Annotated in this window: 18 protein-coding genes and 1 tRNA gene; 12 read left to right on the top strand and 7 right to left on the bottom strand. The window is 36.4% G+C overall.

Going from position 1 to position 24,111, the window contains the following annotated elements; all coding sequences use genetic code 11:
- Positions 1 to 6: 6 nt before the first annotated feature.
- On the bottom strand, positions 7 to 654 hold the full coding sequence (locus B176_RS0111805) for an ankyrin repeat domain-containing protein (RefSeq protein ID WP_017259021.1): 648 nt from the start codon (positions 652 to 654) through the stop codon (positions 7 to 9).
- Between the two features lie 279 nt (positions 655 to 933).
- On the opposite strand from B176_RS0111805, the gene B176_RS0111800 reads away from it, so the two are divergent.
- From B176_RS0111800 to B176_RS0111790, 3 genes are all read left to right on the top strand, one after another.
- Entirely contained in the window at positions 934 to 3,525 is a 2,592-nt protein-coding gene (locus B176_RS0111800; RefSeq protein WP_017259020.1) for a DNA translocase FtsK, read from the top strand.
- Between the two features lie 4 nt (positions 3,526 to 3,529).
- Positions 3,530 to 4,180 carry a LolA family protein gene (locus tag B176_RS0111795; protein ID WP_017259019.1) on the top strand — a complete coding sequence of 217 codons (651 nt, stop codon included), beginning with the start codon at positions 3,530 to 3,532 and terminating at the stop codon, positions 4,178 to 4,180.
- 126 nt (positions 4,181 to 4,306) lie between these two features.
- Positions 4,307 to 5,068 carry an MBL fold metallo-hydrolase gene (locus B176_RS0111790; RefSeq protein WP_017259018.1) on the top strand — a complete coding sequence of 254 codons (762 nt, stop codon included), beginning with the start codon at positions 4,307 to 4,309 and terminating at the stop codon, positions 5,066 to 5,068.
- A 35-nt stretch (positions 5,069 to 5,103) separates the two neighbouring features.
- Here the strand turns inward: B176_RS0111790 and B176_RS0111785 are convergent, their stop codons facing one another.
- From B176_RS0111785 to ispE, 3 genes are all read right to left on the bottom strand, one after another.
- Entirely contained in the window at positions 5,104 to 5,769 is a 666-nt protein-coding gene (locus B176_RS0111785) for a metallophosphoesterase family protein (RefSeq protein WP_017259017.1), read from the bottom strand.
- A gap of 106 nt (positions 5,770 to 5,875) precedes the next feature.
- Positions 5,876 to 7,120, bottom strand: a complete 1,245-nt coding sequence (locus tag B176_RS0111780) for a glycosyltransferase (protein WP_017259016.1) — start codon at positions 7,118 to 7,120, stop codon at positions 5,876 to 5,878.
- Positions 7,120 to 7,923, bottom strand: a complete 804-nt coding sequence (ispE, locus tag B176_RS0111775) for a 4-(cytidine 5'-diphospho)-2-C-methyl-D-erythritol kinase (RefSeq protein WP_017259015.1) — start codon at positions 7,921 to 7,923, stop codon at positions 7,120 to 7,122. Before ispE ends, B176_RS0111780 begins: the two co-directional genes overlap by 1 nt.
- Positions 7,924 to 8,007: 84 nt before the next feature.
- Here ispE and B176_RS0111770 point away from each other — a divergent pair, with 84 nt between their 5' ends.
- From B176_RS0111770 to B176_RS0111735, 7 genes are all read left to right on the top strand, one after another.
- Positions 8,008 to 8,829 carry a thymidylate synthase gene (locus B176_RS0111770; protein ID WP_017259014.1) on the top strand — a complete coding sequence of 274 codons (822 nt, stop codon included), beginning with the start codon at positions 8,008 to 8,010 and terminating at the stop codon, positions 8,827 to 8,829.
- A 210-nt stretch (positions 8,830 to 9,039) separates the two neighbouring features.
- On the top strand, positions 9,040 to 9,798 hold the full coding sequence (locus B176_RS0111765) for a glycerophosphodiester phosphodiesterase family protein (protein ID WP_237739829.1): 759 nt from the start codon (positions 9,040 to 9,042) through the stop codon (positions 9,796 to 9,798).
- 190 nt (positions 9,799 to 9,988) lie between these two features.
- Positions 9,989 to 11,605, top strand: coding sequence for an alanine/glycine:cation symporter family protein (locus tag B176_RS0111760; protein WP_017259012.1), 1,617 nt, complete (start codon positions 9,989 to 9,991; stop codon positions 11,603 to 11,605).
- Between the two features lie 157 nt (positions 11,606 to 11,762).
- Positions 11,763 to 13,367, top strand: coding sequence for a S8 family peptidase (locus B176_RS0111750; protein ID WP_017259010.1), 1,605 nt, complete (start codon positions 11,763 to 11,765; stop codon positions 13,365 to 13,367).
- A 193-nt stretch (positions 13,368 to 13,560) separates the two neighbouring features.
- Positions 13,561 to 14,382, top strand: a complete 822-nt coding sequence (locus tag B176_RS0111745) for an SDR family oxidoreductase (protein WP_017259009.1) — start codon at positions 13,561 to 13,563, stop codon at positions 14,380 to 14,382.
- Positions 14,383 to 14,514: 132 nt separating this feature from the next.
- Complete coding sequence (gene uxuA, locus B176_RS0111740) at positions 14,515 to 15,693, top strand: mannonate dehydratase (protein WP_017259008.1); 1,179 nt, start codon at positions 14,515 to 14,517, stop codon at positions 15,691 to 15,693.
- Between the two features lie 288 nt (positions 15,694 to 15,981).
- Positions 15,982 to 17,646, top strand: coding sequence for a sodium/sugar symporter (locus B176_RS0111735; RefSeq protein WP_017259007.1), 1,665 nt, complete (start codon positions 15,982 to 15,984; stop codon positions 17,644 to 17,646).
- 87 nt (positions 17,647 to 17,733) lie between these two features.
- Here B176_RS0111735 and B176_RS0111730 read toward each other — a convergent pair whose 3' ends face one another.
- Complete coding sequence (locus B176_RS0111730) at positions 17,734 to 18,453, bottom strand: RluA family pseudouridine synthase (RefSeq protein ID WP_017259006.1); 720 nt, start codon at positions 18,451 to 18,453, stop codon at positions 17,734 to 17,736.
- Between the two features lie 182 nt (positions 18,454 to 18,635).
- A tRNA-Ser gene (locus B176_RS0111725) sits at positions 18,636 to 18,720 on the bottom strand.
- 262 nt (positions 18,721 to 18,982) lie between these two features.
- On the opposite strand from B176_RS0111725, the gene B176_RS0111720 reads away from it, so the two are divergent.
- Both B176_RS0111720 and B176_RS0111715 read left to right on the top strand, forming a co-directional pair.
- Positions 18,983 to 21,571, top strand: a complete 2,589-nt coding sequence (locus tag B176_RS0111720; RefSeq protein ID WP_017259005.1) for a phosphoenolpyruvate carboxylase — start codon at positions 18,983 to 18,985, stop codon at positions 21,569 to 21,571.
- 109 nt (positions 21,572 to 21,680) lie between these two features.
- On the top strand, positions 21,681 to 22,778 hold the full coding sequence (locus tag B176_RS0111715) for a sensor histidine kinase (protein ID WP_017259004.1): 1,098 nt from the start codon (positions 21,681 to 21,683) through the stop codon (positions 22,776 to 22,778).
- Positions 22,779 to 22,861: 83 nt separating this feature from the next.
- Here B176_RS0111715 and B176_RS0111710 read toward each other — a convergent pair whose 3' ends face one another.
- Entirely contained in the window at positions 22,862 to 24,055 is a 1,194-nt protein-coding gene (locus B176_RS0111710) for a pyridoxal phosphate-dependent aminotransferase (protein WP_017259003.1), read from the bottom strand.
- Positions 24,056 to 24,111 lie beyond the last annotated feature (56 nt).

Raw genomic sequence — 24,111 nt, 5'->3', positions numbered from 1 at the left:
GGCGGTTTAGCTTAAGATATCAGCTATTTCGTCGTAACCTTTTTCTTTCGCCAAATCAGATGCTAGTTTACCACCTTCCATTCTAATTTTAACATCGGCACCTTTCTCTAGCAAAAGAATGATAAGTTCTATATTGCCATTTTGTGCAGCAGAATGCAAAGGAGTCAATCCAGATTGTTGTACAATGTTTACTTCTGCACTATTTTCGAGTAACATTTTACTGATGCCTACAAAATTACCAGCTACTGCAGCGTGTAACGGAAAAACATTGAAGCCATTTTTTGAGGGTAAATTTACTTCTGCGCCTTTTAGAACGAGGTAACGGGCTACCTCTTCTTTGCCAAAATAGCAAGCTAAGCCCAAAGCGGTAAAGCCATCTTCAGAAAATTTGTTAATATCATCTGGCTGTTGGTAAACTTGGTGTGCAACTTCATCAAATTTACCTACAGAAGCGGCTTCAAACAGTGATAGTTCTTTTACAAAATCTAAAAGGACTGGAGTAATATCGGGTTTGTTGAAAAAACAGGACAGCATCAAGGGTGAAACACCGTGGCTGGTACTTCCGTTTATTAAAGACGGATTCTCTAAAAGCATTTTTCTTATTCCCTCCTTATCGCTATTAATAATTAACTCTTCTAACAAATCCGCTGGCATGTTTGTGGTTTAAGAGAGTAATATTATAAATAAATTACAGTTCAAAAAAATATAATGTACTTTTTAAGTATGAAAGTGGAATATTTAAAGTCTGCCAATTCAAATCTTCCTGTTAATAATGGTAATTAATAGGCTTTGTATGGATATATTGTTTTTATTCAATTTTTAATTGTAAAATGCATTTAAAAGAAAAGGCAGAACGTTTTCCAGAATTAAAGAGATTATTGTTCGCAAAGCCTAATCATTAAATTATATTTGTTGTGAAAATATACGTTAAGAATGCTCGGTAGAGGAAATCAATTTAAAGCAAATACATTTAGGGGCGAGGAGAAAGCAGGTGCCGAACCTTTTAAAAAGAAATCTGAAGGTGGAGGCACTGTAAGCAGTTTTCCGAAATTAAATTTCAATAACGACAGGTTTATAAAAATCAGTGGGTTGTTTTTGCTCTTGCTGGCTTTATACTTTTTGGTATCATTTACCTCGTATATTTTTACTTGGCAAGATGACCAAAGCTATGTAGTAGATGCAAACGGTGGCTGGAGCAATTTTTTTAAAACCAGTGCAGAACTTAAATCAAACGGAGTTTTAGATCCTAATATCCAAAATTGGGCGGGTAAACTGGGTGCTTTGCTATCACATCAATTTATGTTTGAGTGGTTTGGTATTGCGTCCTTTATTTTTGTTTTTATTTTCATCATTTTAGGATATCGTTTACTGTTTAAGGTTAAGTTGGTATCTATTCCTAAAACACTCGCTTACTGTTTTTTCTTACTGGTGTTTACATCAATTACTTTAGCCTTTTTACACGCTTTTATTGCGGAATATCCGCACTATTTAGAAGGTGAATTTGGCTACTATGCCAATATGCTTTTAGAAGCTCAGATAGGTAGAGCAGGAGTGGGAGGTGTTTTGCTTTTTGCCGGTTTAGCCTGTTTGGTAATGGCTTACAATATAGATTTTAAACTGCCAGAAAGAGCAGTGAAGCCCGATACATTAGCTGATGCGGATTTAGCAGCAGCTGATAATTACGCAGCTGACTTGGAAGAAGAGGAAGAAATTGCTGAAAATGATTATCAAGCGGTTGCTCGGGAAGAAATAAAAAGGCCTGCTTTTGTGAATACACCTTTGCCTCCAAAAGTAGAGGTTGTAGAACCAGAACCTGCTAAAAATAGCTTTGAAGTAAATAATACCTTAGAAAACGATGGATTTGAAGAGGTAGTTAAGCCAGTTTTTGACGATGTGAAAAAGCCAGAAGCTAAGGAACTGGAAATTATTGAACCAGAAGAAATAGCGCTAAGCATCGAAAAAACAGAGGACGAAATAAAGTCTGAGAATTTGGTGGAGCAATTTGGTGCTTACGATCCAACTTTGGATTTAGCATCGTACAAAAACCCTACGCTAGAATTATTAGAACAATATGGATCTGGTAAAATAGCTGTTGATACCACCGAGTTAGAGAACAACAAGAATAAAATTGTGGAGACTTTAAGCAATTATAATATCGATATCGATAAAATAAAAGCGACTATCGGTCCCACGGTAACCCTATACGAGATTATTCCTGCTCCGGGAGTTCGGATTTCTAAGATTAAAAACTTAGAGGATGATATTGCGTTAAGTTTGGCCGCCTTAGGAATCAGGATTATTGCTCCAATGCCGGGTAAAGGAACTATTGGTATTGAGGTGCCGAATTCACATCCCGAAATGGTTTCTATGCGTTCCATCATCGCAACGGAAAAATTTCAGAATACCACCATGGATTTACCAATTGCTTTGGGTAAAACTATTTCTAACGAAGTTTTTATCGCCGATTTGGCTAAAATGCCTCACATGTTGGTAGCTGGTGCAACGGGGCAGGGTAAGTCTGTAGGTATCAACACCATTTTGGTTTCCTTGCTTTATAAAAAGCATCCTTCGCAGTTGAAGTTTGTGTTGGTGGATCCAAAAAAAGTAGAACTTTCCTTATTTAAGAAAATTGAGCGCCACTTTTTAGCCAAGTTACCTGGAGAAGACGATGCCATTATTACTGATACCAAGAAAGTAATCAACACACTTAATTCTTTATGTATTGAGATGGATCAGCGTTATGATTTATTGAAAGATGCAGGCGTTAGAAATCTAAAGGAGTACAATGAGAAATTCATCAAGCGAAAGCTGAATCCGAATAACGGGCATAAATTTTTACCTTTTATTGTTTTGGTAATTGATGAGTTTGCCGATTTAATGATGACGGCCGGTAAAGAAGTGGAAACGCCCATTGCTAGGTTGGCACAATTAGCTAGAGCAATTGGAATCCACTTGGTTTTGGCTACGCAACGGCCATCAGTAAATATCATTACAGGTACAATTAAAGCTAACTTCCCAGCAAGATTGGCGTTCAGGGTAACTTCAAAAATAGATTCACGTACCATTTTAGATTCTGGCGGTGCAGATCAGTTGATTGGTAAAGGAGATATGCTTTTATCAACCGGAAGCGACTTAATTCGTTTGCAGTGTGCTTTCGTAGATACGCCAGAAGTTGATCGAGTGACTGATTTTATCGGAGAACAACGTGGCTATGCGTCTGCTTACGAATTGCCGGAGTATGTTGGTGACGAAGCTGATGGTGGAAGCATCAAAGATTTTGACCCGAAAGATAGGGATGCAATGTTTGAAGATGCCGCTCGTTTAATAGTAATGCATCAGCAAGGTTCTACTTCTTTAATCCAAAGAAAATTGAAATTGGGCTATAACAGAGCAGGCAGAATTATTGATCAGCTTGAGGCTTGTGGCGTAGTTGGTCCGTTTGAAGGAAGCAAGGCCAGGGAGGTTTTAATTTTGGATGAATATCATTTGGAACAATTCTTGGCTGGTTTGAACAACAAAGAATAACATAATGAAAAAAAATATTGTTTATTTATTAATAACATTTTTATTTGCTAGTAACTTGGCATTTGCACAGTCGGATGCTACGGCGAAGGCCATTTTAGCAGGGGTCAGCAAAAAATATCGTTCGTACGATGTTATAAAAGCAGATTTTACTTACACTATTAAAAATCCACAAGCCAATATCAGCGATAGTCAAAGTGGTGTTTTGTACTCAAAGTCAAAATCTAATAAGTATAAAGTTGCAATTGCTAATCAGGAACTGATTTCTGATGGTAAGGTGCAATGGACTTATTTAAAGGAAGATAACGAAGTGCAAGTGAGTGAGATTGACGATAGTTCGACAGCCCTAAATCCTGCTAAAATCTTTACCATGTATGAGAAAGGTTTTAAATATGTTTATTTAGGTGAAACCACTATTGGAGGGAAAAAATATCAAAACATAGAACTTGCTCCACTGCAAACCCGCTCTTTTTCTAAAATTAAATTAAGAATTGATAAGGTAAATAAGCAAATCTCAAACATTGTTGTTAATGACAAAAACGGAAGTGTTTATACCTATTTGATCAAATCGTTTATACCAAATGTAAAAGTGAGCGACACTATTTTTTCTTTTGATCCAAAGGCGCATCCTGGAGTAGAGGTTGTTGATTTAAGATAAGTGTTGAGCTTCGTTTTGCTCGAACATATAAAAGCGGTGGTAAACTTAGAAAACTTTTAAACTGAATAAACCGTTAAAAAAATAGAAAGCGTTTTATTACGCCATCAAAAAAACTTAATTAGAAATTTGAGAGTTACATTCTTAGGCACCGGAACATCACAAGGAGTACCAGTTATCGCTTGTAACTGCGAAGTATGCCAGTCTGCAGATTTCCGCGACAAGCGCCTAAGAAGCAGTATCTTAATTGAATCCGACGAGAAAACTGTAATTATAGATACCGGTCCGGATTTTCGTCAACAGATGTTGCGAGGAAACGTTCAACATTTAGATGCTGTAGTTTTTACCCACGAACATAAAGACCATATCGCCGGGTTAGACGATGTGCGAGCCTTTAATTTTAAGCAAAAAGGAGCTATGGATATTTATGCCACAATAGCTGTTGAAGAAGGTTTGAAACGAGAGTTTCATTATATCTTTGCTGATTTTAAGTACCCAGGCATTCCTTTATTAAACATTCACCGTATCGGAAACGAACGGTTTTCTGTTGGAGATATTGAATTCCAACCCATTGAGGTTGTTCATTTTAAAATGCCCGTTTTAGGGTTTAGGATAAAGGACTTCACTTATATTACGGATGCCAAAACCGTCAACGAAGCCGAACAAGAGAAAATTAAGGGCACAAAAATTCTGGTTTTAAATGCGCTACAAAGAGAAGAGCACATCTCGCATTTTACTTTAACAGAAGCAATCGCATTTGCGCAGAAAATAGGAGCGGAGCAGACCTACTTTACGCATATCAGCCATCGTTTAGGGAAGTTTGAAGATGTTTCAAGAGAGCTTCCCGAAAATATCTCATTAGCCTACGATGGTCTGAAACTTGATATTTAAGATTTATCTTTATGGTGCGTTTGTGTAGATCTAGATTATAAGAGATAAGGCAAAATTTTTTCACAATCCCGCTCATCCGTGTTCACACTAAAAATTTCTTGTATGCTTGCTTTGCCATCAATAATCAAAGCACTCAGTTTATTGCATTTATAAGCGCCCGTGTCAATATTTATAGAGTGGGTGTTGATGTCGTAAAGTGCACTTTCTTTAGGTGTATGACCGTAAATCTGTAGCTGTTCTAGTTTTTTGGTTTCATTGCGTTGCCAAACTACACCTTCTGGATTATTGGCATCAAACGGATCTTTGGTATCAGAAATACCAGCATGGGAAACGATAAAATTTGGAGTTTCGAAATAGAGTGGTAAATCAGCAAACCATGCTGCGTCTGGATCTATCGCCCTGCCTGCTTGTAAATACTGGTAAAAAGTTGCTTCTCCAGACTTTTCGTACCAATCTTTATTAAATTCTTCTAAGCAATGTTGCATAAATAACTGCTCGTGATTACCTCTAATAACAACCGTTTTGGGATGTTTTTTTTGAAGATCTAAAATATGTGCTACCACTTGCGGACCGTAAAGTCCGTTATCTATTAGGTCGCCTACAAAAATCAGCTGTTGCGTTTTAGGTTTCCAGCTCTTTAGAAGTGTTTGTAAGGTATGAAAGCATCCATGTACATCGCCAACAATAAAAAAATGCTCCATATATATTAAACTGATTTTGGTTTTTTGGTGGTTAAACAATTATCAGTCCAGATTTGAGCGAAATATTTGCATTTTTAAGAGATGAGGTTGGCTTTGGGCTTTTATCTTATTTGTTCTTCTCTTGTATCCATTTTGCCAGGTATTTGGTGCTGGCTAAGGTGTGGTGCTGTAGCATTGCACCGTAAAAATTTTGTTGGCGATGTAGTTCCAGGTTTTTTAAAAGTTGGTTAATCGTATTCATTAGCAGATTTGCATATTTCACTTTCGGATAAACCTGATTAATGATTTCGAAACCATTTTTTTGAGCATTCAACCAAGTTTGCTTCTCGTTATAGAGTGAAACAGCAGCGTTTGCAAAACTCTCTGCGCCTTCTGCAATAATACCGCTCCAAGCTAAGTTTTGATGCATGCCTTCTGCACCAATAGCAGTTGTGATATTTGGCGCACCGTTTTGCATGGCATCAATCAATTTGCCTTTTAAACCTGCACCAAATAAAAGAGGAGCAAGACATACCTTAGCAGTTTGCATAACAGAAGCAACATCTACTGCTCTACCCTTAATTAAAAAGCCATCTTTTGGATTGTTTAGCTGTAACACTTTAGCCGACGGATAAGCGCCATAAACATGAAGTTCTGCTTTTGGCAAGGCTTTTCTGATGAGTGGCCAAATATGGTTTTTTAAATTTAGTACCGACTGCCAATTGGGTTCATGTAAAAAATTGCCAATGCTGATGAAATTTGTGCGCTCCTCAAAAGAAGGTAAATGCTGTGTCTCTGCGTTGGAAATCCCGTTTAACATAAACGGTAAGTAAAGCAATAATGAAGAATCTGTATTAAATACAGTGCTTAAAACTTCCATTTCAAAAGTAGAGATCATCAAAGATAAATCACACCTTAAAACACTAGCTATTTCACGTTTAGCTATATCTTCTTTTAGTAAGAATCTAATGTTGAAAGTCTGATTTAACTTCCAAGCTTTGTGTCTAGCAGCTCTTAAGCAATGCAGGTCTTCGGTATCTAAAACTTTTAATGCATGCGGACAATTTTCGCTTACTCGCCAACCGTATTGTTCTTCCGTTATAAACCTGTCGAACAGCACAATCGTAGGATTTAATTCGCTAATAAAGTCATCAAAACTGTGGTGATTGAGCTTTATGTTTACCTTTTCTACACCATAATCTGCCAAATTCACCGCGAACTCGCTATCGGCTGTTGCGCTTGCAAAAGTGATTTGGTAATGATGTGCCGAAAATACTTCTATAAGCTGTAGCATGCGAATTCCGGCTGCAGAAGAATTGGGTTCGGGCCAAACCGAACCGATAATTAAGAGTTTAGCTTGTGCTTGTATCATCAAATCCCACTAAAAACGAGGTTGTTTTTTTCTAAACTGCTTAAATCTGTAATGTCTTTAAATATCCCGTAAACGGAAGCTCCACTACCGCTCATTAACGCAAATAGCGCACCTGCTTCTAACAAAGATGCTTTTACGCCCCTAATAGTTGGATGGTTTTTTAAAATATGGTTTTCAAAATCGTTGGTGATTTTCCCTTGCCATTGTTCAATAGGTAGCTTGATAAGCTCTTTTAAGCTTTGCGATGGCGTTTTTGGTTGTACGCCTCGGTAAGCCTCGCCAGTTGATACGTATACGGGTGGCATTATCAAAGCAATAAAGTATTTATCTAAATCTAAATTGATGTTTTCAAATTCGTCTCCTTTGCCAAAAGCAAAAACCGGTTTGTTAGCTATAAAAAAAGCGCAATCTGCACCAAGCTTTCTGCAATAATTTTGTATTACTTCTTTACTTAAACCTAAATCAAATTTTTGATTAATGAGTTTTATAAAAAACGCGGCATCGGCAGAACCGCCACCTAAACCAGCACCAATAGGAATGTTTTTATGTAAATGGATATTGATATTAGGCAGGTCAAAATCTCCACGCATTAAATCATAAGCCTGTAAACACAGATTCTCATTCGCATGGCCCGGTATTTCGATGCCAGAAGTTTCAAAACTCATTGCTGGACCTTCAATCACCTCTAAAGCATCTTTTATTTTTATCGGATAAAATACGGTTTCTAAATTATGGTAGCCGTCTGTCCGTCTGCTGGTTATGTTTAAGCCAATATTGATTTTTGCCGAGGGAAAAGTGATCATCTATTATAATATCAGTGTCTTTTTTATATATTAATAGGATAGCAAATATAGATTAATTTAATTTGTAGGTTAAAACCCAAATCAATGAAGCAGTATTTAGATTTAATGAGACATGTGTTGACAGATGGCACCCAAAAACATGATAGAACCGGAACCGGAACGTTAAGTGTATTTGGACATCAGATGCGATTTAATTTAGCTGAGGGTTTCCCGATGATAACTACCAAAAAGCTACATTTAAAATCTATTATACACGAGCTGATCTGGTTTTTGAGTGGCGATACAAATATTAAATATTTAAAAGAAAACGGCGTAAAAATTTGGGACGAATGGGCAGATGAAGATGGAAATTTGGGCCCGGTTTATGGGTCGCAGTGGCGTTCTTGGCCAACCCCAGATGGAAAACATATCGATCAGATTACAAATATCATCAATCAGATAAAAAATAACCCCGATAGCCGTAGAATTATTGTTTCTGCTTGGAATGTTGCCGAAATTGAAAATATGGCTTTACCACCTTGTCATAGTTTTTTCCAGTTTTACGTTGCACCGCCAGATTCTACTAAAGGAGAAGAGAAAGGTAAATTGAGTTGCCAACTTTACCAACGTAGTGCAGATATATTTTTGGGTGTACCTTTCAATATTGCTTCGTATGCTTTGCTAACTATGATGGTAGCTCAGGTCTGTGATTTAGAGGTGGGCGATTTTGTACATACTTTGGGCGATGCTCATCTGTACAATAATCACATTACACAATCGGAACTGCAACTGACCAGGGAACCAAGAGCCTTGCCTACCATGAAAATAAACCCCGCAGTAAAAGATATTTTTGGGTTTAAATTTGAGGATTTTGAGTTGGTAGGTTATGATCCACATCCGCATATTAAGGGAGCGGTTGCGGTTTAAACACTTTTATCCAAAAGGTTTAGTAAGTTTATGTGTTTGTTAATCTTTTCTTTTGTTGTTAAATAAGATTTTAGAGTAAAAAAAAAGAAACATTTTGAAAAAAAACAATAGCTTTATCAGATGTTGAAAATTAGTAGAAAAGCGTTAGGTTTAATAACATCGCTAGCCATTCTTGGTTTTTGTGTAGGATGTGCTCAAAAAAAGCAGTCGGTGAAAAAAGAAAATAGTAGTGTTGTGGCGAACCCAGTAATTGCCCATCGTGGTGCATGGAAAGCGAAGAATCTTCCTGAAAATTCGATAGCATCTTTAAAAGAAGCAATTAATTTAGGATGTAGAGGGTCTGAATTTGATGTACATTTAACTGCAGACGATGTTTTAGTAGTAAATCATGATCAAACCTTTTACGGTTTGGATGTGGAAAGGTCCACTTACAAGCAATTGTTAAGTAAAGCGCACCCTAACGGAGAATCTATTCCAACTGCTGAAGAATATTTTATAGAGGGCTTAAAGCAAAATCATACTAAATTAATATATGAATTAAAAGCTTCGGAAATAAGTAAGATCCGGACTTTAAAGGCAGCAGAATTAGCTGTTCAGTTGGTAAAGAAATATGATAAAAATAGCATGGTGGAATTTATTTCTTTTGATTACGATGCTTTAAAAAAGATAAAAGAACTAATGCCAAATGCTCGCGTGTCTTACGTAGGGCCAAGAGGCGATGCAAAGGCTCCACAACAGATTAAATCTGATAACCTAACAGGCATTGATTACCGTATGTCCGTATATAAAGAAAATGATACTTGGATTGGAAATTCACATAAATTGGGACTTTCGGTAAATGTTTGGACCGTAAACAAGAAAGAAGATATGGATTACTTTATTAAAGAAGGTGTAGACTATATCACTACAGATTATCCGGAAATGCTGTTTGAAGTGTTAACTGATGAAAGCCCAAAATCGGCTAAATAAAAGCTTATAGCGTAATTAAACTCTGGATAATTGGTTGGGTTGCATTCCTCAGCTAGCCATGTCAACTAGGTATGTTTTATTGGGTAGTGAAGTTGTTTTTTTATTGATAAAAAATTGAATTAGGCAATAAAAAATTGCGATTTCATTTTTTTCTAAATACCTTAACAATCTTAAACCTAAAATTTACTAGATGAAAAAAAGCTTATTTAAACTTTTTGCGCTCCTCACATTATTAACATCTTCTACTACAATTTTCGCCGCTGAAGGCCTTGACGATAAAATAAACAAAGCATTTGCGCCTGTTGCAGATACTTGGGAAGCCTTTGTTTTTACTTCAATTCCACTTACAAAAGATTTAAGTGTACCAATTGTTCTTGTGGTTTTAATTGGTGGCGCCGTTTTTTTTACCTTTTATTTTTCTTTTGTTAACATCCGTAGATTTCCAATGGCTATTAAAGTAGTACAGGGAAAATATGATTTTGTTGAAGGGAATGAGAGTATTAAAGCCCATCCAGATAGTGATCAGCCCCTTCCAATGTCCGAAGAAGAACAACGACATGGTGAAGTAAGTCATTTCCAAGCTTTAACTGCGGCCGTTTCCGGTACAGTTGGTTTAGGTAATATAGCTGGTGTTGCTGTTGCAATTGCGGTTGGTGGGCCGGGAGCAACTTTTTGGCTAATTATAGCAGGTCTACTTGGGATGTCCTCAAAGTTTGTTGAATGTACTTTAGGTGTAAAATATCGAGATGTTGACCCAGATGGGACAGTACACGGTGGCCCGATGTATTATTTAGCAAAAGGGCTGAAAGAACTTAAAATGAGTGCTTTTGGTAAAATGTTGGCTGTTTTGTTTGCTGTATTATGCGTAGGTGCTTCTTTTGGTGGCGGTAATGCATTTCAATCAAACCAAGCCGTTGCACAGATTACCTCTACTTTCAATTTGGAAGGTGGTTTTATCAAAAGTTTGCTAGGGTTAATTATTGCAGGTGTAGTTGCTGTTGTAATCATTGGTGGTATTAAAAGAATTGCCGTTTGGACCGAACGCTTGGTGCCTTTTATGGCAGGTCTTTACATGTTGGCTTGTTTGATCATCATATTTGCACATTTTAGCTATATCGGCGAAGCATTTAGGTTAATCATTTCTGAAGCTTTTTCTCCGTCAGCTGGTTTAGGGGGCTTTTTAGGGGTATTGATTACAGGGTTCCGTAGAGCAGCCTTTTCTAACGAAGCTGGTGTTGGTTCAGCATCTATTGCGCATGCGGCTGTGAGAACACGCTACCCAGCGAGTGAAGGAGTAGTGTCGTTATTAGAACCTTTTATTGATACTGTGGTTATTTGCACCATGACAGCGCTGGTAATTATCCTATTTAACAAAGATGGTGCTTTTGCTTACGGCTTAACAGATGCAACCGGAAATGTGGTTTTAAAATCTACAGGTCAATCTGTGGGTGGCGTAGATTTAACTACTTTAGCTTTTGATGCTGTAATTCCACATTTTTCTTACGTATTAACCGTTGCCATTGTACTATTTGCATTCAGCACCATGATTTCTTGGTCTTACTATGGTTTGCAAGCTTGGAAATACCTTTTTGGTAAGTCTAAAACATCTGATATTACTTATAAAATTCTTTTCTTAATATTTGTGGTAATTGGTGCGGCCGCAACATTGGACTCGGTAATTAAGTTCTCCGATGCGATGATTTTAGCCATGGTTTTCCCTAACATGATTGGGTTGATATTATTGTCTCCAAAAGTTAAAGCAGAAATGGTCCGATATATGGCTGCGATAAAGAGAGTGTTCGTATAATTTTTTTATACTAGTATAGCTTAAAGGTTAAATGCGGATTATCGTTGATAATTTGTGTTTAACCTTTTTTTGTAAAAATAGTGTGCATTATTTTCTTTAATCAAAATAAACTTAAACTTTTGAGGTTTATAGTCAATTAATAACATCAACTAATTTTATGAATTTCTGCAAATCAAAATTTTTATTATCGTTCCTTTTTATTTTCTCCATTACTGCCGGAGTTTTTGCGCAAGAAAATCGAAACTGGCAAAACCTAGATTATGCCAAAGATTCGGTAATGGGTGTTAGCGTAGAGAAAGCTTATGCCGAGTTACTAAAAGGCAAAAAATCAGAACCTGTAATTGTAGCGGTGTTAGATGGTGGTGTGGAGATAAGCCATAAAGATTTAAAGCGAGTAATCTATAAGAGTAAAAAAGAGAAACTTAACGGTAAGGATGATGACCATAACGGTTACATAGATGATGTTAATGGCTGGAACTTTTTAGGAAATGCTACACAAGACGTAGATTTTGAGACCTTAGAACTGGTACGACAGATTAGAAAGTTAAAGCGCAAATTTGCTGAAAGTAATTTAGATAGCGCCGAAAAAGTAAGTAATCCCGAATACAAAAAGTTGCTTTTAATGCAGGATGATTATATTAAACAGTACGAAACTGCCAATCGTACATTCATTGGTGTAGCGGGGTTTAAAAAAACGCTAGATCAGATGGAAAGTAAAATGAATAAAGATTCGCTTAACATTAGTGGATTTACAAAATATAAAACAACAGACCCAGCAGAAGCATTTACTAGAAAAGCAGTTTTAGAAACGCTAGAGGACGAAAGCATAGACTACTCCACGTTTAAAGCCAATGAAATTGACAAAGCCTATAATTATTATTACGAAAAACTAAACTATCACCTAAACCTAAATTATTCGCCCAGAACAGCGTTAGGGATCAATGATAACACTGCTTTTTACGGAAATAACCATGTTACCGGTCCGGATGCATTACATGGAACTCATGTTGCAGGAATAATTGCCGCTGATCGTAAAAACAGAATAGGGATCAATGGCGTAGCTAATAATGTAAAGATATTAGGTGTACGTATGGTGCCTAACGGTGATGAACGTGATAAGGACGTAGCAAATGCAATTAGATATGCTGTAGATCAAGGCGCAAAGGTTATTAATATGAGTTTTGGCAAATCATATTCAGATGACAAGAAAATAGTGGATGATGCCGTAAAATATGCAGTTTCTAAAGATGTTTTGTTGGTACATGCAGCCGGTAACGACAATAAAAATCTTGATATCGATAATAATTTTCCAAACAGAAATTACGAAGGTAATAGCGGTATTGCTTCGTCATGGTTAGAAGTTGGCGCATCTGGTCCAAAAAATAATGAAAGCTTAAAAGCCAGTTTCTCCAATTATGGGAAAACAACAGTTGATGTTTTTGCACCAGGTGTCGAAATTTATTCAACGGTACCAGGTTCAAAATACGAAAGTTTAAATGGTACCAGTATGGCATCGCCAGTGGTTAGTGGTATTGCCGCTTTAATCCGCAGCTATTACCCAAGTTTAACTGCAACGCAGGTGAAAAAGATTATTATGGATTCTAGTGTTAAAATAAATCATTCGGTTGATTTGATGGTTGATAATAAAGCAGCGCAAATTAATTTTTCTGATTTAAGTATTAGTGGCGGTGTAGTAAATGCTTATAATGCAATAAAAATGGCAGCTAGTTTGGTTAACGGAACTGTGGCTAATTATCAATAGTTGAGGACGATTTTCGTCTTTTGAAGTGCCCCCAAAGTTTCGAACTATTGGGGGCATTTTTATGATAAAACTTTTAGTTTTTAGGTATTGGGAACGGTTGCGTAGTTTTATGAAGTAAAAAAGCGGGTAGTAACATTTATTTTCGCCAATTTTAGGGTCATTACAACCAATTTTATAATTAATAAAAAACGATATGGAAAATGTAAACCTGTTTGATCTTTCAGGAAAGGTGATTGTGGTTACTGGTGGTACAGGTGTCTTAGGAGAATCTTTTGTGAAAGCGATTTCCGCTGCTGGCGCAAGTGTAGCCATTTTAGGTAGAAATAAAGAAACTGCAGAATTAAGAGCAAAAGAAATCAATGATAAAGGTGGCAAAGCACTGGCAGTGATTGCTGATGTTTTGGACGAAGCTTCGTTAACCAAAGCAAAAGAAGAGATTTTGACGGCTTTTGGTAAGATAGATGGGTTAGTAAATGGTGCTGGAGGCAATATGCCAGGTGCTGTTGTTGATCCAAGTGCATCGGTTTTTACTTTAGATATTGATGCTTTAACCAAAGTTATGAACCTTAACCTTTTCGGAACTATTTTGCCAACACAGATTTTTGGTGAAGAAATAGCGAAAAATGGGGGAGGTAGCATTGTAAATATTTCCTCAATGGCCTCACAACGTTCTATTACCAAAGTATTAGGATATACTGTTGCAAAATGTGCTATTGATGGCTATACCAAATGGTTTGCTGTTGAAATGGCGAATAGGTATGGTGATAAAATGCGTATGAATGCGATTGCACCAGGGTTCTTTTTAACAGAACAAAACAGAACTTTATTGACCAAAGAAGACGGGACATATACAGACAGAGGTAATTTAGTAGTTAAACAAACGCCATTTAGTAGATTTGGTACACCGCAAGAATTAGAAGGTGCTTTAATTTGGTTATTAAGCGATGCCTCTAAATTTGTAACCGGTAGTGTAGTTAATGTCGACGGTGGTTTTGCTGTTTTCAGCGGGGTTTAGTTTTTAAGTATCAAGTAGTATAGAGTATCAAGATATGAGTATCAAGTATCAAGATTGATTTGCTTAAGACTAATGAACTAATAAACTCAATAAGCTTTTTCATTCATTCAAAATTCATTCCTTAAAATAAAAATGAGTAATTATCAAATGATGCCAACCATGCGTTGGTACGGTCCAAAAGACCCTGTAAAACTAAGCGATATATTGCAGGCAGGTTGTAAAGGTGTTGTTTCGGCTTTACATCAAATCCCTAACGGACAAATCTGGACTGTTGCCGATATTAAGGAGCGTCAACAACTTATTGCCGATGCTGGCTTAATTTGGAATGTGGTTGAAAGTGTTCCAGTTTCTGAGGCTATTAAAACACGTACTGGAAATTTTGAACTTCACATCCAAAACTATAAGCAAAGTATAATTAACCTGGCTAGCTGTGGAATTTACGTGGTAACGTATAATTTTATGCCGGTTTTAGACTGGACACGTACCGATCTTGAGTTTACAGTACAAGATGGTTCTAAAGCGCTAAAGTTTGAGAAAGCTGCCTTTGTTGCATTTGATCTGTTTATCCTGAAAAGGAAAAATGCGGCACAAGATTACAATGCAGAGGAGGTTTCAAGAGCAAAAGTCCGTTTCGAAGAAATGAATGCTGTTGAGAAACAAACACTGCAACGCAATATTATTGCAGGTTTGCCCGGAAGCGAGGAAAGCTTTACCATTGAGAAGTTTCAGGAAGCCTTAGATCCTTACGCAGATATTGATGCGGATCAACTCCGTAAAAACCTAGTTGCTTTCTTAAAAGAAGTAGTTCCGGTTGCCGAAGCAAATGGCCTACAAATGGTAATCCATCCAGACGACCCTCCTTATGCCATTTTGGGTTTACCCAGAGTAGTGAGTACTGCCGCTGATATCAGCTATCTGATAAAAGAAGTACCATCTTTAAATAACGGATTATGTTTCTGTACAGGTTCTTTTGGTGTGCGGGCAGATAATAACTTGCCAGCTATGGTTAAGCAATTTGGTGAGCGGATTAACTTTTTGCATTTAAGAAGCACCAGAAGAAACGAATTAGGCGATTTTTACGAAGACAATCACTTAGAAGGAAACGTTGATATGTTTGCGGTTGTGAAAGAAGTTGTTTTACTGATGCAAGAACGCAAGGTAAATATTCCAATGCGTCCAGATCATGGTCATCAAATGTTAGATGATTTAAATAAAAAAACCAACCCGGGTTATTCTGGTATTGGAAGGTTGCGTGGCCTGGCAGAACTAAGAGGTTTAGAGCTCGGAATTTCACGTTCTTTATTGGTTTAACAGGCGCAAAGCATTCGATTGCTTAGATCTAAATAAAAGTGTTATAAAAAAAATGTATTCTTATAACAAAATCCCAACTATTTGATAAGTAAATAGTTGGGGTTGTTTTTTTGAAAGATATTTTGATAAGATCGTGATCTTATGTTTTACTTATTGTAAAATATACACGATGTATTAAAAATTATTTTGCATATTAGCTTTTGCAAATCAAATTGCGAGTAAATTACCCCAATTTTCTTTAGTTTGATTTATAAGATTTTTTTAAAACCTAAACCAATTTAGAAATTAATGAAAACACTTTCAACAGCGGATTACATTGTATTCCTGACTTATTTTGTGATCGTAGCCGGCTACGGACTCTGGATATATCGGAAGAAGAAGAGCGAGAAAAATGATTCGAAGGATTATTTTTTAGCAGAAGGCTCGCTAACATGGTGGGCAATCGGAGCTTCTTTAATTGCTTCAAATATTTCTGCCGAGCAATTCATCGGGATGAGTGGGTCTGGTTTTCAGTTAGGTTTGGCAATTGCTACCTATGAATGGATGGCCGCCATTACCTTAGTGATTGTAGCTGTATTCTTTATCCCAGTTTATCTTAAGAACGGCATTTTTACTATGCCACAATTTTTGAGTCAACGGTATAACGAAACAGTTGCTATGATTATGGCCGTTTTTTGGTTGTTACTTTATGTAGTTGTTAACTTAACTTCTATTTTATTTTTAGGAGCTATTGCCGTAAGTAGTATATCGGGCATCAACTTCACAGTTTGTATGCTAGGCATGGCCATATTTGCAATCATTATCACTTTAGGTGGGATGAAGGTAATTGGTTATACAGACGTTATTCAGGTGTTTTTCTTGATTTTAGGAGGTTTAGCCACAACCTACTTAGCATTAAACTTAGTAGCAGAACATTATGGAGATACAGGTGTAATAAAAGGTTTTACCCATCTAACCTCACAGGCGGGAGAACACTTCCATATGATTTTTGATAAAGAGAACGAAAACTACATTGAGCTTCCGGGTTTAACCGTTTTATTGGGTGGTATGTGGATTGTAAACTTAAACTATTGGGGATGTAACCAGTACATTACTCAAAGAGCTTTAGGTGCTGATTTGAAAACTGCCCGTGGCGGTATTTTGTTTGCAGCTTTCTTAAAACTTTTAATGCCCCTGATTGTGGTTTTACCGGGTATAGCAGCGTATTTATTATACAAGCAAGAGGTATTTACTACAGAAATGTTGGTAAATGGTAAATTACAAGCAGATAGAGCTTACCCAGTTTTATTGAATTTGTTACCAAGCGGTTTAAAAGGACTTTCTTTTGCAGCCTTAACAGCTGCGGTAGTAGCCTCCTTAGCGGGTAAAGCAAATAGTATCGCAACCATTTTTACTTTAGATGTTTACAGAAAAGCTTTTAACAAAAACGCATCAGAAAAAAACTTAGTAATTACAGGTAAAATTACGGTAGTGGTTGCAATATTGTTAGCCGTAGTAATCTCTCCATTCCTAGGAATCGAAAAAGGTGGTTTCAAGTTTATTCAGGAGTACACAGGTTTTGTATCTCCAGGTATCTTTGCCATGTTTATTTTAGGTTTCTTCTGGAAACGTACAACTTCTTCGGCCGCACTTTTTGCAACAATCGGTGGATTTATTCTTTCTGTTGTCTTAAAATTTCTTCCGGAGTTTATGGATCTTTCATTCCTGTACTCTACCGGATTTGCTGTGCCAGCAAACGGAGTATATGAAATTCCATTCTTAGATAGAATGGGCTTTGTATTTCTTTTTTCGGTTATCGGGATGTTCTTTATCAGTAAATTAGAATACAAATCTACTCCAAATCCTAAAGGCTTAGAAGTTGACGCAAGCATGTTTAAACCTACTCCGGCTTTTACAGTAGGAGCATTGTTGATTATAGGTATTTTGATTGCACTATATACAGTATTCTGGTAAACTAATTTTGCTAGCAATAAAAAATCCCCAGCAATTGTTGGGGATTTTTTTATTTAGCGTTTATTTAAAAAATGTTATCACGTTATGCTAACTATCGTTTTTCTCCAATAACTTTAACAATACGGCGAAGTCTTTTGGATATTCTGCTGTAAAAGTTTTGGTTTCGGTTTCAGAGATTTTAAACGTTACCTCTCTAGAGTGCAACGCAAAGCGCTTCATAATCGGTTGTTCTTCTTCATTCTTGCTAATACGGTAGTTTCTTTTGATTTGCGATAGAAAGACTGGTTTGCCACCATACATCTCGTCGCCACTAATTGATGCTTTTTGTGTAGCTAGATGAATCCTGATTTGGTGCATACGTCCAGTTACTGGTCTAGCTTCTATCAAAGTGTAGTGCTTAAAATACACCAAAGATTTAAAGTAGGTGTCGGCTTTTTTACCTTCGTTTTTACTAATCAAAACATTCCCTTTTCCAATGTTCAAAATCGGCAAGTCTACAAGTATATCGTTAAAACTATGTGTTCCATCAACAACAGCATGGTAAACCTTTTTTACTTCACGATGCTCAAATTGCATGGAAATAAAACGGTAGGTTTCTGGATTTTTGGCGATGATCATTACACCAGATGTTTCTTTATCTAAACGATGGCATATTTGTGCATCCTCGTGATACTGCTTCGCTAATCTTAAAATATTGACATCTCCGCCTTCTCGTTCATCTAAAGAGGAAATAAAAGGCGGTTTGTTGACCACAATTATGTTTTCGTTCTCAAATATGATCAAGTCTTGGAGCTTCGGAATCTTCATGTCGGCAAAGATAAATTAAAAGCTTAGTTTTTAGAGTTTGAGGTGATAGATATTTATCTGCAAAATCGAACCATCATTTTGTCCTTAAGAGATCGTAGAAACGATTGGTCATCAGTCTCTTGAAACTGCATAAAAAAAAAGAAGCCCGAAATCTTTACGATTTCAGGCTTTCTAATTTGATGCGGAGAGTGGGGGATTCGAACCCGCGGACCTGTAACAGTCAACAGTTTTCAAGACTGCCGCAATCGACCACTCTGCCAACTCTCCGAGGGCAAAAGTACAAAAGTGAATCATTCTGGCAAATTTATTTTGATAAAAAATGCAATAAATACTGTAACCAATTAATCATCAGAATATTAATTTTTGAATTACCTGTATTTTATCTATTAAAAACATCGTTAAACGAGATAATCGACTATACAGAATCTTGGTTTAAGCGCTTTAAACCGCGTAATTTTGCAAAAACCTTTTTCATTCTTTTTAATATTTATTTGTGTAACCCCAAAGTTTAACGTAATTTTCACGCATCATGTTGAAATTAAATACACCACTACGTTCAAAAGAAACAGTCTTTAAAAACGAAGTCACTACAAAATTCGAACTTTATAACAGTCTTTTTCTAACACTTCCTTTTTATAGTGTGAAAAATACTGGTTTAGCGTTACCTTATTTTTTTAAATATTGCGAAGAAGGAATAGAGAAGAGCTTGAGACCCGATGATATCATCGAATCATTTTTTTCTAAACAGGTTGAGATAACCGATCAAAAAGAGATTTTTGATCTACTCTTCAGGTTTATCCAATACATTGAAAGGCAGGTGGTTCTTTTTGATGCGGTCGAAGATGCTGCTTTCTCAAAAATAACTGACCTAGACGATGCGACATCATTAAACAGCTTAATGAATAAGGCTGTGGAAGATGAAAGCCTTTACAAGCATATCCAAGATGCGCTGTCGGAATTTAAATTGCGATTGGTGTTAACCGCCCACCCAACGCAGTTTTATCCAGGTCCCATTTTAGGAATTATGACCGATTTGACGGATGCCATCAAAGAAAACGACGTCAACGCAATCAACCTCCTTTTAAAACAGTTGGGGAAAACACCTTTTTTCAAAAAAGAAAAACCTACACCAGTTGACGAAGCGGTTAGCTTAACCTGGTATCTTGAAAATATTTTTTACCAAACCGCGTCTAACGTTCATAAAAACCTAGAAGATGTATTTAAACTAGACTTAGGCAACCACAGTTTGATCGAACTTGGGTTTTGGCCCGGAGGAGATAGAGACGGGAATCCGTATGTGACTACTGAAACTACTAAAAAAGTTTCCGCTTTTTTAAGACAAGCATTATTTAGGTGCTACTACCGCGATTTCAAAAACATGAAACGTAGGGTAACTTTCAACGGTGTTGAAAAGTACATGGATGTTTTAGAGAAATTGATTTATGACAATGCTTTTGAATCTAACGGCGAAGGAACAAACATTAAAGAGGAACTGCTTGATAATCTAAGAAATATCAAACGCGTTTTAAAAGATTATCACGATGGTTTATTCGCAAGTGTGGTTGATGATCTGATTTGGAAAGTGAAGCTGTTTGGTTGTCATTTCGCCTCTCTTGATATCAGACAGGATAGCCGGATACTGCGCACCTTGTTTGCTGAATGTATGGCTACAGCGCCAGTGAAAGGTACTATTCCTGCTAACTATATGGAACTGTCTGAAGAAGAGAAAGTAAAAGCTATTCCGTTAAACGAGCTTAGTTTGGAGAATTACGGTTCTTTTGCAGAGCTTAGTAAAGACAGTTTAGATGTGATAAGATTGATTAAAGATATCCAAAAGCATCAGGGAAAAAGAGCTTGCCACCGTTTTATCATTAGTAACTGCCAAAAAGCATCTGATATTCTACAGTTGATGCAATTGTTTTTATGGAGTGGTTGGAAAATGGATGAATTAGATATCGATTTTGTACCACTTTTTGAAACCATCGACGATTTAAAGGATTCTAGCGAGGTGATGCAGATTCTTTACGATCACCCTATTTACCAGAAACATTTAGAGCGTCGCAAAACACGCCAAGTGGTGATGTTAGGTTTCTCTGACAGTACAAAAGACGGCGGTTATTTAATGGCAAACTGGTCTTTATATTATGCAAAATATACACTTACTGAAGTTTCGAGAAAAAACGGAATTGATTTAGCATTTTTTGATGGAAGAGGAGGTCCACCAGCAAGGGGTGGGGGTAAAACACACAAGTTTTACGCTTCGTTTGGTAAGGATGTTGCCAATAAGCAAATCCAGGTAACTGTACAAGGTCAAACCATAAGCTCGCAGTTTGGTACTTTTGAAAGTGCTAGAAATAACATGGAGCAATTAATAAATGCCGGGATATCATCAGCAATCAATAAAAAAGATAGCGATACAATGACTCCAGCCGAAAGAACGCTTTTTAGTGATATTGCTGATACCAGTTACGATGCATTTATGGAATTAAGGAGAGATCCGTTGTTCCTTAAGTTTTTGGAAGTTCAAAGTCCGCTTAAAATGCTGTCGCAGATCAATATCAGCAGTCGTCCGGTTAAGCGAAACTCAGATGCAGAACTTAAATTAGAAGATTTAAGAGCAATTAGTTTTGTTACGTCGTGGAGTCAGTTAAAACAAAATATCCCAGGTTTTTACGGTGTAGGTACTGCCTTGGCTAAGCTTAAAAAAGAAGGTGGTTGGCAACAGGTTAAAGACTTTTATGCTACTAATGGTTTTTTTAGAGCTGTGATTGATAACTGCATGATGTCCATGACTAAAGCAGATTTTAGGTTAACAGCTTATTTAGAAAACGATGAAACTTTTGGTAACTTCTGGAAAAAATTAAAAGCAGAGTTTGTTTTAACAGAAGAGCTGTTGTTAGATTTAAGCGATACACAAGTTTTAATGCAGAAGTATCCTTTAGATCGCCAGTCTATCCAAGTACGAGAGAAAATCACACATCCCTTGGTAATTATCCAACGTTATGCAATTATACGTTGTTTAGATAAGAATACGAGTGATGCACACAGAACAATTTATAACAAGTTAATTCTACGGACTCTTTACGGAATTGTAAACGCAGCAAGGAATTCTGCATAAAAATAAAGCCTCATTTATTTGGGGCTTTATTTTAGATTAAAGCGCTACTTTTGTTATATCCCTAGAAAAAGCATAATCATCATTAATTTATATTTTAAAATTTGATAATATGCGCTCTTTAAATTTAGCTTCTTTTAAAACTGACGAATTTACTTTGCTTAGTCAGTTTTTTTATCATACTCCCGATTTGTTATGTATAGCGAGCTTTGAAGGTTATTTTTTAAAAATTAACCCGTCGGTTTCAAGGGTGTTAGGTTATAGTGAAGAAGAATTATTGAGTATTGCTATTACAGATTTAATTTTTGAAGAAGATAAGGCGATAACAAGGCTTACACGTAACCAAATGTTAGAAGGTGTGCCACTTATAAATTTCGAGAATCGTTATAAAACCAAAACCGGCGAAATTGTTTGGCTTTCTTGGACATCAATTCCCGTCTATGAAAATCGTTATATTTTTGCTATCGCCAAAAACGTAACCAAACGTAAAGAAGCAGAAAAGCAGCAAAAACTTCTTTTTGAAGAGGTTTCGCGTATCAATAAAGACCTAGAGCATTTTGTCCGTTTAGCTTCGCATAATTTACGTTCACCTTTAGCTAATATTAGAGGCTTGTTTGATTTGCTTAATTATGATGAAATCGAGAACCAAGATAATTTAAAGTTAATCAATCTTATTAAGCAATCTACCGATAAAGTAAACGAAACCCTTGAGAATTACATCAATGAACTGGTTCAAAAAGATGTGAACGCAAAGCTTCATATAGAGAATTTGTCTATTGAAACTTGTTTAAGAGATGTTTGTGAATCTGTAAGTGCGATAATTAGAAATAGTAATGCAATTATTGATTCTGACTTTACTGCTTTTAATGAGATAGTTTTTAACAAAAGTTATTTTGAAAGTATTCTGCTTAATTTGCTTACAAATGCGTTGAAATACCGTAAGCCAAAGATTGCTCCACACATTGTTTTTAAAACTTTAATTAATGGCAATCTTCATCAGTTGATTGTTTCTGATAACGGTATTGGCTTTGATGCAGATAAAGCAAAAGATAGAATATTTGGCTTAAACCAAACTTTTCATACCAATACTGATGCAAAAGGAGTAGGCTTGTTTTTGGTTAAAAAACAGGTTACAGAAATGGGAGGTAGCGTTGTTGTGGAAAGTAAAAAGAATATAGGAACTACTTTTACAATTACATTTAAACCGTAAACACTGTATTTTGTCAAATAAAAAAAGAGGATTAAACCATCCTCTTTTTTTATTGAACATTTCTTTGCCTAAAAAGGCGAAGACTATTTTAACTTTTCTAAAGCTGATGCAATTCGCTTGCAGGCTTCACGCAATTCATCTTCAGAAGCTGCATAAGAAATTCTGATACAGTTTTCATTACCAAATGCTTCACCGGTAACGGTAGAAACGTGGCCCGTGTTAAGTAAGTACAGGGATATGTCTTCGGCATTGTTCATGATTTGTCCGTCAACAGATTTTCCAAAATAAGAAGAAACGTCTGGGAAAAAATAGAATGCTCCGTCTGGTAGGTTAACTTTTAATCCTTCAATTTTACTCAATAGGTCATAAACGATTCCACGTCTTTTCAAAAATGCATCACGCATTTCGTGAACTTCTTTTAAACCACCATTTAAAGCGGCTAAACCAGCTTTTTGGGTAATTGAGCAAGAGCCAGAAGTAATCTGACCTTGTAGTTTATCAGCAGCGTCTGCTATCGCTTTCGGAGCGGCCAAATAACCAATTCTCCAACCCGTCATCGCATAAGCTTTGGAAAAACCGTTGATAACAATAGTTCTTTCTTTTACCGATGGGAATTCTGCAATAGAAACGTGACCTCCAATAAAATTGATGTGCTCATAAATCTCATCAGAAAGAATGTAGATCTGTGGATGTTTTTCAAAAACTTTAACCAAAGAAGCTAGTTCTTCTCTGCTGTAAACACTGCCGGTAGGGTTACATGGCGAAGAAAACATAAACATTTTGGTCTTCGGTGTAATGGCAGCTTCTAATTCTTCAGCAGTTATTTTAAAGTTGTTTTCTGCCGTAGCATTAATAAAAACCGATTCACCTTCTGCTAATTTCACCATTTCTGAGTATGATACCCAATAAGGAGTTGGAATAATCACCTCTTCTCCAGGGTTGATCATTACCATTAATGCATTAGTTAAAGCTTGTTTTGCACCTGTAGAAACAACAATCTGATCAAAATTGTAATCTAAATTATTTTCTCTTTTAAGCTTCTCTGCAATTGCCTTTCTCAAATCTGGGTAACCAGAAACAGGCGTATAGTAAGTGAAGTTTTTATCCATTGCTTCAACCGCAGCATCTTTAATAAATTGCGGTGTATGGAAATCAGGCTCACCAAAACTAAGGCTAATTACATTAATGCCTTTTGCAGATAATTCACGACCTAGTTTGGCCATTTTAATAGTTTGGCTTTCTGCCAAATTATTGATTCTGTTAGATAAAATACTCATGGTTTTCTTTGTGGTGCAAATATATAAAAATAGTTTTTATGACGTAAAGGAATCTA

The organism is Pedobacter arcticus A12 (assembly GCF_000302595.1).
GTDB classification, from domain to species: Bacteria; Bacteroidota; Bacteroidia; order Sphingobacteriales; family Sphingobacteriaceae; genus Pseudopedobacter; species Pseudopedobacter arcticus.
Note: the sequence above shows the minus strand (reverse complement) of the source record. Positions and strands in the feature narration are given on the sequence as shown.